Below are 14,263 nucleotides of genomic sequence, written 5' to 3'. Positions count from 1 at the left end.
GTGCTCCTGTAAGGGACCCCTAAAGGGTCTCTGTGAGTTGCCCCCGCGCTACAGACCCGGAATCCGTCCGTTACGGAACAGGTCCACGAAGATCTGGTGGTCGGCGCGCGCCCGTGCGCCGTAGCTGTGCGCGAAGTCCACCAGGAGGCCGGCGAAACCGTCCTCGTCGGCCGCGATCGCCGCGTCGATGGCCCGCTCCGTGGAGAAGGGCACCAGCTCCGAGTGGCCGCTCTCGTCGTCCGCCGCCGCGTGCATCGTGGCCGTGGACCGGCCCAGGTCGGCGACGACCGCGGCGATCTCCTCCGGGTCGTCGATGTCGCCCCAGTCCAGGTCCACCGCGTACGGCGACACCTCGGCGACGAGCTGGCCCGAGCCGTCCAGCTCGGTCCAGCCGAGCCACGGGTCGGCGTGCGCCTGGAGGGCGCGCTGCGAGATCACCGTGCGGTGGCCCTCGTGCTGGAAGTACTCGCGGATCGAGGAGTCCGTGATGTGCCGGGAGACGGCGGGGGTCTGGGCCTGCTTGATGTAGATCACCACATCGTTCTCCAGGGCGTCGCTGTTGCCCTCCAGGAGGATGTTGTACGAGGGGAGGCCCGCCGAGCCGATGCCGATGCCGCGGCGGCCGACGACGTCCTTCACGCGGTAGGAGTCGGGGCGGGTCAGCGAGGACTCCGGCAGCGTCTCCAGATAGCCGTCGAAGGCCGCCAGGACCTTGTAGCGGGTCGCCGCGTCCAGCTCGATGGAGCCGCCGCCGGGCGCGAAACGGCGCTCGAAGTCACGGATCTCGGTCATCGAGTCGAGCAGCGCGAAGCGGGTCAGCGAACGGGCGTCACGCAACGCGTCCAGCAGCGGGCCATCGGCGGTGTCCAGCGTGAAGGGCGGCACCTCGTCGCTCTTGGCGCCGGTGGCCAGGGCGTGGATCCGCTCGCGGTAGGCGGCGGCGAAGGTACCCACCAGGCCGGAGATCTGCTCGTCGCTGAGCGCCTTCGCGTAGCCGATCAGCGCCAGGGATGCCGCGAGGCGCTTGAGGTCCCAGGTGAAGGGTCCGACGTAGGCCTCGTCGAAGTCGTTCACGTTGAAGATCAGGCGGCCCTGGGCGTCCATGTACGTGCCGAAGTTCTCGGCGTGCAGGTCGCCGTGGATCCACACGCGCGAGGTGCGCTCGTCGAGGTAGGGGCCGCCCCGCCGCTCCTGCTCCAGGTCGTGGTAGAAGAGGCCCGCCGTGCCGCGGTAGAAGGCGAAGGCGGAGGCCGCCATCTTCCGGAACTTCACGCGGAACGCGGCCGGGTCGGCGGCCAGGAGCTCGCCGAAGGCGGTGTCGAAGACGGCGAGGATCTGCTCGCCGCGTTGCTCGTCGCTGAGCTGCGGGACCGACATCGCTGGGTGCCTCCTGGTGCAGGTGGTGCTTGACGTGTGGGACAGGCTTCGGGACCGGTGTCCCGTCCACTTCCAACGGGCGACGGAACGCCGGAGTGCCCGGATCCCCCGGACGAGTACGCGCGCTCTCCACGAGCACGCGTTCCGCACGGGTACGCGCTCTCTTCACGAGTACCCGCACGAAGGTACGCGGGACCGCCCGCGGAGTGTCAGCGCACCGGCATAGACTTCGACGCTGTCCCCCCAGACTGTCCGCAGCCTGTCGCCGAACGTTCTCCTTGGAGGCCGAAACCGTGTCGAAGCCGCCGTTCACGCACCTGCACGTCCACACCCAGTACTCGCTGCTGGACGGTGCCGCGCGGCTCAAGGACATGTTCAACGCCTGCAATGAGATGGGCATGTCGCACATCGCCATGAGCGACCACGGCAACCTCCACGGGGCGTACGACTTCTTCCATACGGCGAAGAAGATGGGCGTCACGCCGATCATCGGCATCGAGGCGTACGTCGCCCCGGAGTCCCGGCGCAACAAGCGCAAGATCCAGTGGGGCCAGCCGCACCAGAAGCGGGACGACGTCTCCGGTTCGGGTGGTTACACGCACAAGACGATCTGGGCGGCCAACAGCACGGGCCTGCACAACCTCTTCAAGCTCTCCTCGGACGCGTACGCCGAGGGCTGGCTCCAGAAGTGGCCGCGGATGGACAAGGAGACCATCTCCCAGTGGTCGGAGGGGCTCATCGCCTCCACCGGCTGCCCCTCCGGTGAGCTCCAGACCCGGTTGCGGCTCGGCCAGAAGGACGAGGCACTCAAGGCGGCGGCCGAGTACCAGGACATCTTCGGCAAGGACCGGTACTTCCTGGAGCTGATGGACCACGGCATCGAGATCGAGCGCCGGGTCCGTGACGGCCTGCTGGAGATCGGCAAGAAGCTCGGCATCCCGCCCCTGGTGACGAACGACTCGCACTACACGTACGCGCACGAGGCGACCGCGCACGACGCGCTGCTGTGCATCCAGACCGGCAAGAACCTCTCGGACCCCGACCGCTTCCGCTTCGACGGCACCGGCTACTACCTGAAGTCCACGGACGAGATGTACGCCGTCGACTCCTCGGACGCCTGGCAGGAGGGCTGCGCCAACACCCTCCTGGTCGCCGAACAGATCGACACCACCGGCATGTTCGAGGCGAAGAACCTCATGCCGAAGTTCGACATCCCGGAGGGGTTCACCGAGGTCACCTGGTTCAAGGAGGAGGTCCGCCTCGGCATGGAGCGGCGCTTCCCCGGCGGCGTCCCCGACGACCGGCAGAAGCAGGTCGAGTACGAGATGGACGTCATCATCCAGATGGGGTTCCCGGGGTACTTCCTCGTCGTCGCCGACTTCATCATGTGGGCCAAGAACCAGGGCATCGCGGTGGGCCCGGGACGTGGTTCGGCGGCCGGGTCGATCGTCGCTTACGCCATGGGCATCACCGACCTCGACCCGATCCCGCACGGTCTGATCTTCGAGCGGTTCCTCAACCCCGAGCGCGTCTCCATGCCCGACGTCGACATCGACTTCGACGAGCGTCGGCGCGTCGAGGTGATCAGGTACGTGACCGAGAAGTACGGCGCCGACAAGGTCGCCATGATCGGCACGTACGGAAAGATCAAGGCGAAGAACGCCATCAAGGACTCCGCGCGCGTGCTGGGCTACCCGTACGCGATGGGCGACCGCCTCACCAAGGCCATGCCCGCCGACGTCCTCGGCAAGGGCATCGACCTCAGCGGCATCACCGACTCCTCGCACCCGCGCTACAGCGAGGCGGGCGAGATCCGGGCGATGTACGAGAACGAGCCGGACGTCAAGAAGGTCATCGACACCGCCAAGGGCGTCGAGGGCCTGGTCCGGCAGATGGGCGTGCACGCGGCCGGCGTGATCATGTCCAGCGAGCCCATCGTCGACCACGCCCCGGTCTGGGTGCGGCACACCGACGGCGTGACGATCACGCAGTGGGACTACCCGCAGTGCGAGTCGCTCGGCCTGCTGAAGATGGACTTCCTCGGCCTGCGCAACCTGACGATCATGGACGACGCCGTCAAGATGGTGAAGTCCAACAAGGGCGTCGACCTCGACCTGCTGGCCCTCCCGCTGGACGACCCGACGACCTTCGAACTGCTCCAGCGCGGTGAGACCCTCGGCGTCTTCCAGTTCGACGGCGGCCCCATGCGCTCCCTGCTGCGCCTGATGAAGCCCGACAACTTCGAGGACATCTCCGCCGTCTCGGCGCTCTACCGTCCCGGCCCGATGGGCATGGACTCGCACACCAACTACGCCCTGCGCAAGAACAAGCTGCAGGAGATCACGCCGATCCACCCGGAGCTCGAAAAGCCCCTGGAAGAGGTCCTCGCGGTCACCTACGGCCTGATCGTCTACCAGGAGCAGGTGCAGAAGGCCGCCCAGATCATCGCCGGTTACTCACTCGGCGAGGCCGACATCCTGCGCCGCGTGATGGGCAAGAAGAAGCCCGACGAACTGGCGAAGAACTTCACCATCTTCCAGGCCGGCGCCCAGAAGAACGGCTACAGCCCCGAGGCCATCAAGGCGCTGTGGGACGTGCTGGTCCCCTTCGCCGGATACGCGTTCAACAAGGCGCACTCGGCCGCGTACGGACTGGTCTCGTACTGGACCGCCTACCTGAAGGCGAACTACCCCGCCGAGTACATGGCGGGACTGCTCACCTCGGTCAAGGACGACAAGGACAAGTCCGCGGTCTATCTGAACGAGTGCCGGCGCATGGGCATCAAGGTGCTCCCGCCGAACGTCAACGAGTCGGAGCAGAACTTCGCCGCGCAGGGCGACGACGTGATCCTCTTCGGCCTCTCCGCCGTCCGCAACGTCGGGACGAACGTGGTCGAGTCGATCATCAGGAGCCGCAAGGCCAAGGGGAAGTACGGCTCGTTCCCCGACTACCTCGACAAGGTCGAGGCGGTCGCCTGCAACAAGCGCACCACCGAATCACTGATCAAGGCGGGCGCGTTCGACACGATGGGGCACACCCGCAAGGGCCTCACCGCGCAGTTCGAGCCGATGATCGACAACGTGGTGGCGGTCAAGCGCAAGGAGGCCGAGGGGCAGTTCGACCTCTTCGGGGGCGGCGACGAGGACACCAGCGAGCCCGGCTTCGGACTGGACGTCGAGTTCACGACCGACGAGTGGGACAAGGTCTACCTCCTCGCCCAGGAGCGGGAGATGCTCGGTCTGTACGTCTCCGACCACCCGCTCTTCGGCCTGGAGCACGTGCTGTCCGACAAGGCGGACGCCGGTATCTCCCAGCTCACCGGGGGCGAGCACGCGGACGGCGCGGTGGTGACCATCGGCGGCATCATCTCCGGTCTCCAGCGCAAGATGACCAAGCAGGGCAACGCCTGGGCGATCGCCACGGTGGAGGACCTCGCCGGCTCCATCGAGTGCATGTTCTTCCCCGCGACCTACCAGCTGGTGTCGACCCAACTCGTCGAGGACGCCGTGGTGTTCGTCAAGGGGCGCCTCGACAAGCGCGAGGACGTGCCGCGTCTGGTCGCGATGGAACTCCAGGTCCCCGACCTGTCGAACGCGGGCACCAACGCGCCGGTGATCCTCACCATCCCGGCGACCAGGGTCACGCCGCCGATGGTGAGCCGGCTCGGTGAGATCCTCAGTCACCACAAGGGCGAGAGCGAGGTCCGCATCAGGCTCCAGGGCCCGCTGAAGACGACGGTGCTGCGGCTCGACCGGCACCGGGTGAAGCCGGACCCGGCGCTCTTCGGCGACCTCAAGGTGCTGCTCGGACCGGCCTGCCTGGCCGGCTGACACAACTGGCGGGCACCGGCGGGCGACTGCCGACCGGCTGCCTGCCGGCCGTCGACCGACGTACGCGAGGGGCGCATCCGGATCCGGATGCGCCCCTCGGCGTGTGCACGGGCCACGACGGCCCGTTCGGGCTTCAACAGCCCAGCGTGCGGCCTTAGTTGTGGCCGAAACGCTTCTGGTGCTTACGGGCGACGTCCGCCGGGCTGCCCTGGATCTGCGGCATCGGCGACTGCTGCGCCTCGGTCGAGGACCGGTCGGCCTGCTCCTGCGCACGCTCGGCCTGCGAGGAGCGGTCCTGCTGCCCGCCCTGCTTACGGTTCTTGTTCTTGGCCATGGTGATTGCCTCCCACGGGGGTTATAGGGGCCAGGGCCGGAATCAGACTCACATAGGCTGAGAAGCGGCGCATTTCGGAGAATTACCGTGCGTAATAAGCCCTGTCGGGGGGTGATGTCCGGATACGCCACGCCGAAGATCGAGTTCCGGCCGTTAACCTCCGCGTGGTCGGGCAGACTCGAAGGAAGCCCGAAGCAAACCTCCCGGAAAGAGGGTGGACCGCGTGGACCGCTGCATCGTCCTGGTGGACGCCGGGTATCTGCTCGGGGCTGCCGCCAGCCTCCTCGCCGGGGACTCCTCCCGATCCCGGATCACCGTCGACCACGCCGCCCTCATCCAGGGCCTGCGCGAGCGTGCCGAGTCCGACACGGAACGGCCGCTGCTGCGCATCTACTGGTTCGACGGCGCCCCCGACCGCGTACCCCAGCCCGAGCACCGCAGACTCCGCGTGATGCCACGTGTCACGGTGCGCCTCGGCGCGCTGACCCGCAGCGACGGGCGGTGGGCCCAGAAGGGCGTCGACGCCGCCATGCACGCGGAGCTGACCGAACTGGCCCGCAACCGCGCCTGCTCCGACGTCGTCCTGGTGACCGGCGACGGCGATCTGCTGCCGGGCATGATGGCGGCCAAGGAGCACGGGGTCGCCGTACACCTGTGGGCCGTGCAGGCCGCCGACGGGGACTACAACCAGTCCGAGGACCTGGTGGCCGAGGCAGACGAGCGGCGGGTGCTCGACCGGGCCTGGATCACCAAGGCCGTACGCGCCAAGGAGATCGGCGGGATCTGCGCGCCGCCGCCGGCGCCGCGACCCGAGATCGCCGCGATCCTCTCCGCGCCGCTCCCCGAGTCCGCGCACACCGGCACGTCCGAGCGGACCACGCAGGAGGCGGAGCACGCCTCGGCGGCCGAGTCGGCCAACGGCGCGGAGGAGCGGGCGCCCGCCGCCAAGGGCGTACCCACCCCGAAGGATCTGGCCGCGCTGCGCGGGCCCGGCACCCAGCCCGCGCAGCATCCCGCGAGCGCGACCCTGCGCTGGTCCTCCGACAAGGGCTGGGTCGAGCGGCCGGGCGGCGCCGCCGAGTCCGCGGAGGCCGCCTCGCTGCCCACCCTCGCGCAGCTCACCTCCGCCGAGCAGCGCTGGGCGGACCGCGAGGAGGACATCACCACGGTCGGCGGCGATCCCTACGAGGTCGGGCAGGTCTTCGCGCGCCGCTGGATGGGGCGGCTCATCGACCAGAGCCATCTCCAGAAGCTGTCCACGATGTACCCGCGCGTGCCGCACCGGGTGGACGGCGAACTGCTGCGCTACGCGGCCCGTTTCGGCCTCCTCGCGCACAAGGACGACCAGATCGACGAGCACGACAGGTACGCGATCAGGGCGGGCTTCTGGCGTGAGATCGACGTGCGGACGGCGGCGGAACACGCGCCGGCGGGGGACTGAGCGGGAGAGGGCGACGGCCTTCTCGGTGACCAGGCCAGAGCGCCGGAACAGGTGTTCCGAGGGCTGGTCACAGGCCCGGAAGCGGCCTCGCGGCGGGTCCGGCCGAGGACCCGGGCTCATAACGGGGCACAGGACCCCGTAGTCTCGTCCTTCGTGAGTACGCGCACGGCAGGGGCAGTCCGCAACGGGCACAGGGGTGATGTCGTGTGCGCGGTGCGCGGGCTCACCAAGACCTACCCGGCCGCGCGCGGCCGGCGCGGCATCCCCGCCACGCCGGAGATACGGGCCACCGACGGGGTACGTCTGGACATCAGGCGCGGTGAGATCTTCGGGCTGCTCGGGCCGAACGGCGCCGGCAAGTCGACCCTCGTACGGCAGCTGACCGGGCTCCTGCGTCCCGACAGCGGCAGCGTAGAGATCCTCGGGCACGACATCGTGCGCCACCCCGAGCGGGCGGCGCGGATCCTCGCGTACCTCGGCCAGGAGTCCACCGCGCTCGACGAGATGACCGTGTCGCTCGCCGCGGAGACGACCGCGCGGCTGCGCGGGCTCGAACTCCGCGCGGCGCGGGCCGAGCGCGACGCCGTCCTGGAAGAGCTGGGTCTCACCTCGATCGCGGGCCGTCCCCTCAAGAAGCTGTCCGGCGGACAGCGGCGGCTCGCCTGCGTGGCCGCCGCCCTGGTGGGGGAGCGGCAGCTGCTCGTCCTGGACGAGCCGACCACCGGCATGGACCCGATGGCCCGCCGCGCGGTCTGGGGCGCCGTCGACCGGCGCCGGGCCGAGCGCGACACGACCGTACTGCTGGTCACCCACAACGTCATCGAGGCCGAGACGGTCCTGGACCGGGTCGCCGTCCTCGACCGGGGCCGGGTCATCGCCTGCGACACCCCGGCCGGGCTGAAGGAACAGGTCGCGGGCGAGGTGCGCGTCGAGCTCGTCTGGCGCGAGCGTGCCCCGCTGCACGTCCCCGAGGTCGCCGCGCTGCGTGAGCGCGCCGTCGAGTCCGGCAGGCGCTGGACCCTGCGGCTGGGCCCCGAGGAGGCCCGCGCGGCCGTCGCCACGGTCACCGGCGGCGCCGCCTTCGCCGCCCTGGACGATTTCACCCTGGCCACGCCGAGCCTGGAGGATGTGTACCTGGCGCTGGGCGGCGCCGCCACGCAGGGACTGGTGAAGGCGTGAGCGACGTGGTGAAGGCGTGAGCGACTTGAGTGTGCGGAGCACGGAATCCGTACGGACTGTCATGGGCCGTGAGAACAGGACTGCTGCCGGAGTGAAGAGGAGCAGCTCGACGTGAGTGTCGTACCCGCTGAGGTGCTGCCGGGCAGTGTGCTGTCCGTGGCCGAGGAAGTCTCCGATGCCGCGGAGCTGGGGCCTCGGGCGCGGCTGTGGCCGGCCCTGGCCGCCGTGTACCGGGCGCAGCTGTCCCGGGCGCGCGTCGCGCGGATCCCGCTGCTGTTCGTGGCCACCTTCCAGTCCGTCGGGATCATGATCCTGATGCGGGGTGTGGTGGACGGCGGGGGCGAGGCGCGGGCCGTGGTGGCCGGGTCGTCGGTCCTGGTGGTGGCCTACGTCGGGCTCAACCTGCTCGCCCAGTACTTCGGACAGCTGCGCGCCAGTGGCGGACTCGACCACTACGCGACGCTGCCTGTGCCGCCGGCCGCCGTGGTGCTCGGCGCGGCGGGCGCGTACGCGTCCTTCACCGTGCCGGGGACCGTCTTCACCGCCGTCTTCGGCTGTGTGCTCTTCGGCCTGCCCCTGACCAACCTGTGGGTGCTCGTCCTGGTGATCCCGCTGGCGGGGGCCGCGCTCGCCGGGCTCGGCGCGGCGTTGGGGCTGCTCGCACCGCGCCCCGAACTCGCCACCCTGCTCGGGCAGTTGGGCATGTCGGCGGCGCTGCTGCTGGGGGTGCTGCCGGCGGACCGGCTGCCGACGGTGGTCCAGTACGCGCGTGACCTGGTGCCCTCGACGTACGGCGTGGAGGCCTTCGCGCGGACGTTCGGGGACCATCCCGACTGGGCCGCCGTCCTCGGGAACCTCGCCGTCTGCGCGGGTGTCGGGGTGGCCTCGCTGGCTCTGGCGACCTGGGCGTACCGCCGGGCGGCCGTCCGGTGACGCGGCCGACAGGCGGGCCTGGCACGATGTCAGGGTGACCGCTCCGCTGACTCCGCCTCCGCCGCCGCATCACCAGCCCTCGCACGACGCCTGGCAGGTTCCGCCCGCCCATGGCGCGGCGGGAGTGTCCGGGTACGAACAGGACGGCCCCGGGATGAAGACCGAAGTGCGCGAGGCCGCCGTGATCGCGGTGGCCGTGGCGGTCAGCGGGGTGCTGCTCGGGCTGCTGTGGTGGTGGCTGGCGCCGTCGGTGCCGTTGATCGCGGACGACAGCGCGGTGTATCTCAAGGACAGCGAGGGCGAGCAGGCCATCGGGGTCGACGGAACGTTCACTCTGCTGGCGCTGGGGTTCGGTGCGGTGAGTGCGCTGGTGGTGTTCCTGCTGCGGCGGCGCGGGGGTGTGCCGCTGGTGGTCGGGCTCGCGGTCGGGGGAGTGCTCGGGTCGTTGCTCGCGTGGCGGATCGGGGTGTGGCTCGGGCCCACCACGGATGTGGTCGCGCATGCCAAGGAAGTGGGCAAGGGGGTCACCTTCTCCGCGCCGTTGAAGCTGGGGGCGAAGGGGGCGTTGATGGCTTGGACGCTGGGGGCGCTGGTGGTGCATATCGGGCTCACCGCGTTGTTCGGGCCGCGGGATCCTGATCCCTTCCTCAGCCCTTACGGGGATGCGCCGGGCGTGCCGCCTGCCGTCTAGGCGCCGTGGGGTGGGTCGGCCTGGGTTTTTCGCCCCCTCCGCCCCTTCCCGTCCCGTCTCCGGGGGCTGCGCCCCCAGGCCCCCCTTTCGCGCTTCGCGCTCGTCCTCAAGCGCCGGACGGGCTGGAAAGATTTACGCCGGACGGGCTGGAATGATCTACGCCGGACGGGCTGGAAAGATTTACGCCGGGCGTCTTCCGTGGTTCGCTCGGCCCTTTCTGGTGCGCCACTTGCGTTTGCGGGTTTTCTTCGACATGTCTCTCGTGCTTAGCCGAGGACGAGGGGTACGTCGAGGGGTCAGGGGCGGCCGATGGGGGCGGACACGGCGCCGGTGAGGGTCTGGAGGTCGGCGGGGGAGAGTTCGACCTCCAGGCCGCGGCGGCCGGCCGAGACGCAGATCGTGGGGTGGGCGGCGGCCGAGGCGTCCAGGACGGTGGGGAGCCTCTTGCGCTGGCCGAGCGGGGAGATGCCGCCGCGGACGTATCCCGTGGTGCGCTCGGCGGCCGCCGGGTCCGCCATGGTCGCGCGCTTGCCCCCCACCGCGGTGGCCAGGGCCTTCAGGTCGAGGGTGCCCGCGACGGGGACGACCGCGACCGTCAGGGTGCCGTCCACGTCGGCGACCAGCGTCTTGAAGACCCGTTCGGGTGAGACGCCCATCGCCTCGGCGGCCTCCTCGCCGTAACTGGGGTGGGCGGGGTCGTGCTCGTAGGCGTGGACCGTGAACGCGACGCCCGCCGCCGTCAGGGCCACGGTCGCCGGGGTGCCCCCGGCCTGCTGTTTCTTCGACTTCTTCGCCATCGGCCTTCTCGGATGTGTCAGTTGAGACTCGTCGGGCCGCGCGTCAGGTCCGCCGCCGGCAACGACGGCAGATTACGGATGATCGCGGTCTCCGCGCGCAGGAGTTTCAGCTCCTCGCGCAGCCGGGCGGCGGTGTCGGGGGCCTGGAGGAGCTGCTGCCTCGCCGGGACGTCCAGCATCGCGGCGGCCGCGACGAGGTAGGAGACGACCGCCGGTTCGTCCGGAAGGTCGGCTCCGGTGGTCAGGGAACGCTCCCGGGCGCCCGCCAGTCGCTTCTGGTACTGCCGGAAGGCCCGCAGGACGCCCTCAGCGAGCGCCCCGGCCTCCTCGCCGGGGTCCTCGGGCAGCTCCTCCAGTTCGGCCGTCAGAAACGCGCCGGAGGCGTCCACCGAGAGCAGGCGCACTCGGGTCGTCCCCGTCGCCAGCACCTCGAAGCTGCCGTCGTCGCGCTCCCGGATGGTCGCCGCGTCCGCGACGCAGCCCACCTCGTGGAAGGCCTTGGCCGGGTCGTCGCCGAACCCGGCCGCGGGCCCGCGCCGGGGTTCCGCGGTCTGGTCCGGCATGCCGGGTGCGGTGGGGGCGACCTCGTGGCCGTCGCGGATGGCGACGACGGCGAACCGGCGCGGTTCGTCTTCGGGGGTCTTCAGCAGATCGCGCATCATGGCGCGGTAGCGCTCCTCGAAGATGTTCAGAGGAAGCACGAGCCCCGGGAACAGAACCGAGTTCAGGGGGAAGAGCGGGAGCCGGACGGTGGTCACGACGGGAGAGCCTAATGGTCGCCGGAGCGGGCGCGTCCGCCGCGCTCACTCCGTGGATGGAGAGGCATACCCGCGGCGACCTCCAGACGGACGCCGTCGCGCAGCTCCAGGAACTGTCCCAGGGGGTCGTCCGAGACCCGGTCCCACGGGAACGAGGTCACGTACGGGCCGATCGCGCGCAGCTGTTCCAAGGCGTCCTCCCAGCGTTCCAGTCTGACCAGCACGTACGTGAGGAGGTTGCGGACCTCCGCGGGCCAGGCGTCGCCTGAGGCGTACGCCGAGGAGACCCCGATCGCCAGGTCGGCCGCCGCGTCCAGGCGCTCGCGCGGCACCGGGGCGCCGCCGCCCTCCGTCAGGTACGCGAAGGCGGCCCGCACCGGCAGGGCCTGCACCAGCGAGCCGGGCAGCGCGTCCTGGGCGGCCCGCTCGGCGAAGTCGAAGCACTCGCGGTGCGAGCCGTACCAGGCGGCCGACAGATACCGCAGGGCGGCCACATGGCAGCCGTAGTGGTGCGGGGAACGGCGTACGGCCTCGCCCCACAGCTGCTCGAACTCGGTGTGCCCGGCGTTCGTGCCGCGGGCCTGGTCGAGTGCGATCCGCCAGGGTACCGGGTCACGCGGATCGCCCTCCGCGGCGGCGGCGATCAGCGGGCCGACCTCGCGCAGCAGTTCGACGCGGGCCGGGGACTCCCAGCCCCGGGACACCGCGAGCTCGGCCTTGACCAGCAGGGCGTCCGGGTCGTGCGGGGAGGCGGCCTGCCATTCCCGCAGCCACTCGTCACGGGAGCGGGCGAAGGTGGCGAGGCGCATCGCGTACCGGTCGCGGTTCTCCCACTCGGCGGCCTCGCGTGTGGTCGTGAGCAGCTTGGCGGCGGGGGCGTACTCGCCGCGGCCGGCCGCCACCAGGGCGGGGCCGAGCCGCGCGTCCGGGACGTCGAGCAGCACCTCCTCGTCGGCCGGCAGCCCGGCGGCGAGGCGCGAGGTGTTCCGGGCCATCCGGGCGGTGCGGATGAACGCGCGTAGCAAAGCCATGGTGGAGACCATTGAAAGCAGCCGTTCGGGGCTGTGACAGGGAGACGCGGTGAAGCTTTCGTAACCCCCGATTGGTTGTACGGTCGTCGGTCAAGGGAGAGTAAAAGGTGACGGGTGCTCTACTGTCTGTCAGCTGTCAGCTGTCGGGTCGCCGCCGACGGGGTCGGGGCGGGGCGGGGCGGAGTGGATCGGGGCTGCCCCCGCCCTCTCACCCCCGCCCCCTCACCCCCGCCGCAGCAGCCGCGTCGCCCCCGCCGCGACCGTCGTCGCCAGGATCCAGCCCAGCAGGATCACCACGGCGGCCAGCCACTGCCAGCCGCCGCGCAGTTGCCAGAAGCCGACCTGGCCCAGGTCGATCACCGGAAGCAGCAGGTCGAGGGCGAACAGGGACGGGTTCCACGGCGGATGTTCGCCGTTCTTGAGCGGTGGGTGGTCGGCGTGCCGGAAGGCGAGGGACGTCGCCGCCCACAGCACCGCCATCCACAGGGCGGCCCGCCCCGGCCGGTACCCGTAGGCGACCGTCCAGTCCTGGGCGTACCCCCAGATCTTGGCGGCGAGCGGCAGCGTCTCGCGGCGGCGGCGCTGCTTGGCGAGCAGCACCTGGCGGGCGTCCTCGTCCTCGCCGGAGTTGCGCAGCACGGTGGCCAGCCGCTCGTAGGGCTCGGGGTTGTACTCGGCGGTCGCCGCGGCCACCCACTCCAGGCGCCGGGCCAGCGGGAAAGCGCCCTGCGGCACGAGGTTCTCGTAGCTGAAGCCGCCCATGTGGAGGGCGCCGGGCCCCGGCCAGCCGGCCGCGCTGTCCACCAGGTTGACCACCTTGGCGCCCGACAGCACCACCTTGCCGCGCTCCGGTCTCTCCCCGAGGAAGCGCAGCTCGGGGGTCTGGACCCGGCGCAGCGACAGTTCCTGGTCGTCGTCGAAGGTGAAGCGGGCCCGTTCCAGGTCGAGCGCGTCCCCGAACCGCCCGTCGTCCAGCCGTATCCCGCCCCGGCACTCGAACCGCTGCACCACCGTGCCGCGCGCCGGGGTCGTGCCGCTGGTCACCAGCGGATTGCTGACGCCCGCCGGGGTCATGTAGAGCGTGCGGTTGACGGTCAGCTGGGGCGCGTTCAGCGCGAGGCGGGTGTACGGGTTGCTCAGCCTGCTGCCGCGCAGGCTGAGCGAGACGCCGACGCTGGCCCCGCGCAGGCTCAGCTCGCCGTGCGACTCCAGCATCTCCGCCTGGAGGTCCTGGCCCACGGTCATGCCGTCACCGGTGATCGAACGCCCGCGCCGGTCGCGGTAGACCACGGCCTGGTTGAGCAGCAGGTCCGTGCCGATGTGCGCGTCGGTGAGGCGTACGCCGTTGTGGAAGCGGCAGCGCGGCAGATGCAGATCCCCCTCGGTGTGCACCCGGGCCGCCTCCAGCCGCGGCACCGAGCAGTTCACCAGCCGTACGGTCCGGAACCGTGCCTCCGGCAGCAGGATCTCCTTCTCGAACCTGCACGCCTTCAGCTCGACGTACGGCTCCACGGTGCCGCCCGCGAGATCGAGCACGTCGGTGATCTGCACGCCGGTCAGCTTCAGGGAGGCGACCCGGCCCTGGAGGGCGGGCGGTCCGTCGAGGAGCAGCCACGCCACGATCCGGGCCCGCACACTGCGCTCGGGGCCCCAGGGATGGCCGCCGTGCGGATCGTCGGCGAGCGTGTCGCCGCTCCGCAGGTCGTACACGCTGCCGTTGCGGAAGGACTGCCACATTCCGGCCTCGGCGGCGGTCAGCTCGTCCGGCAGGTCCCCGCCCCGGACGCCGGCTCCCTCGCTCACGGCTCCTCCCTTCCTCCCCGGCTCCTGGCGTCAGCCCCTGGTTGCTCGCGTTGCTCGCGGGTTTCGGACAACCGTTCAATGCCCGCCCG

Annotated in this window: 11 protein-coding genes; 5 read left to right on the top strand and 6 right to left on the bottom strand. The window is 70.8% G+C overall.

All coding sequences use genetic code 11. The features are described from left to right. Positions 1-48: 48 nt before the first annotated feature. Positions 49-1,377, bottom strand: a complete 1,329-nt coding sequence (locus ACIP79_RS13725) for a DUF2252 domain-containing protein (RefSeq protein WP_401222842.1) — start codon at positions 1,375-1,377, stop codon at positions 49-51. Between the two features lie 293 nt (positions 1,378-1,670). Here ACIP79_RS13725 and dnaE point away from each other — a divergent pair, with 293 nt between their 5' ends. After that, positions 1,671-5,207: a DNA polymerase III subunit alpha gene (dnaE, locus tag ACIP79_RS13720; protein WP_383685683.1), complete on the top strand. Its 3,537-nt coding sequence runs from the start codon at positions 1,671-1,673 to the stop codon at positions 5,205-5,207. A gap of 154 nt (positions 5,208-5,361) precedes the next feature. On the opposite strand, the gene ACIP79_RS13715 is transcribed toward dnaE, so the two are convergent. Next, a complete protein-coding gene (locus ACIP79_RS13715; RefSeq protein ID WP_399212636.1) occupies positions 5,362-5,541 on the bottom strand; it encodes a hypothetical protein in 180 nt (59 codons plus the stop codon). A 223-nt stretch (positions 5,542-5,764) separates the two neighbouring features. Here ACIP79_RS13715 and ACIP79_RS13710 point away from each other — a divergent pair, with 223 nt between their 5' ends. The 4 genes from ACIP79_RS13710 to ACIP79_RS13695 all read left to right on the top strand — a co-directional run bounded on the left by ACIP79_RS13710 (position 5,765) and on the right by ACIP79_RS13695 (position 9,785). Continuing rightward, positions 5,765-6,982, top strand: a complete 1,218-nt coding sequence (locus ACIP79_RS13710; protein ID WP_401222840.1) for an NYN domain-containing protein — start codon at positions 5,765-5,767, stop codon at positions 6,980-6,982. A gap of 204 nt (positions 6,983-7,186) precedes the next feature. Continuing rightward, entirely contained in the window at positions 7,187-8,161 is a 975-nt protein-coding gene (locus ACIP79_RS13705) for an ABC transporter ATP-binding protein (RefSeq protein WP_401223410.1), read from the top strand. 111 nt (positions 8,162-8,272) lie between these two features. Next, the gene (locus ACIP79_RS13700) at positions 8,273-9,094 is read left to right on the top strand and encodes an ABC transporter permease (RefSeq protein ID WP_401222838.1); all 822 of its coding nucleotides are present in this window, start codon (positions 8,273-8,275) and stop codon (positions 9,092-9,094) included. A gap of 34 nt (positions 9,095-9,128) precedes the next feature. After that, positions 9,129-9,785, top strand: coding sequence for an AAA family ATPase (locus ACIP79_RS13695; RefSeq protein ID WP_401222836.1), 657 nt, complete (start codon positions 9,129-9,131; stop codon positions 9,783-9,785). A 296-nt stretch (positions 9,786-10,081) separates the two neighbouring features. Here the strand turns inward: ACIP79_RS13695 and ybaK are convergent, their stop codons facing one another. The 4 genes from ybaK to ACIP79_RS13675 all read right to left on the bottom strand — a co-directional run bounded on the left by ybaK (position 10,082) and on the right by ACIP79_RS13675 (position 14,174). Continuing rightward, positions 10,082-10,582, bottom strand: coding sequence for a Cys-tRNA(Pro) deacylase (ybaK, locus tag ACIP79_RS13690; protein ID WP_401222835.1), 501 nt, complete (start codon positions 10,580-10,582; stop codon positions 10,082-10,084). A 17-nt stretch (positions 10,583-10,599) separates the two neighbouring features. Then, positions 10,600-11,340 (bottom strand): LON peptidase substrate-binding domain-containing protein, encoded by a 741-nt coding sequence (locus tag ACIP79_RS13685; RefSeq protein ID WP_401222833.1) that lies wholly within the window; start codon positions 11,338-11,340, stop codon positions 10,600-10,602. A gap of 11 nt (positions 11,341-11,351) precedes the next feature. Beyond that, positions 11,352-12,371, bottom strand: a complete 1,020-nt coding sequence (locus ACIP79_RS13680; RefSeq protein WP_401222831.1) for a hypothetical protein — start codon at positions 12,369-12,371, stop codon at positions 11,352-11,354. A gap of 222 nt (positions 12,372-12,593) precedes the next feature. Next, complete coding sequence (locus ACIP79_RS13675; RefSeq protein ID WP_401222829.1) at positions 12,594-14,174, bottom strand: oxidoreductase; 1,581 nt, start codon at positions 14,172-14,174, stop codon at positions 12,594-12,596. Between the last annotated feature and the right edge of the window lie 89 nt (positions 14,175-14,263).

Source organism: Streptomyces sp. NPDC088747 (genome assembly GCF_044751025.1).
Lineage (GTDB): Bacteria > Actinomycetota > Actinomycetes > Streptomycetales > Streptomycetaceae > Streptomyces.
The sequence above is the reverse complement of the archived record's forward strand: the minus strand, read 5'-3'. Positions and strand labels throughout refer to the sequence as shown.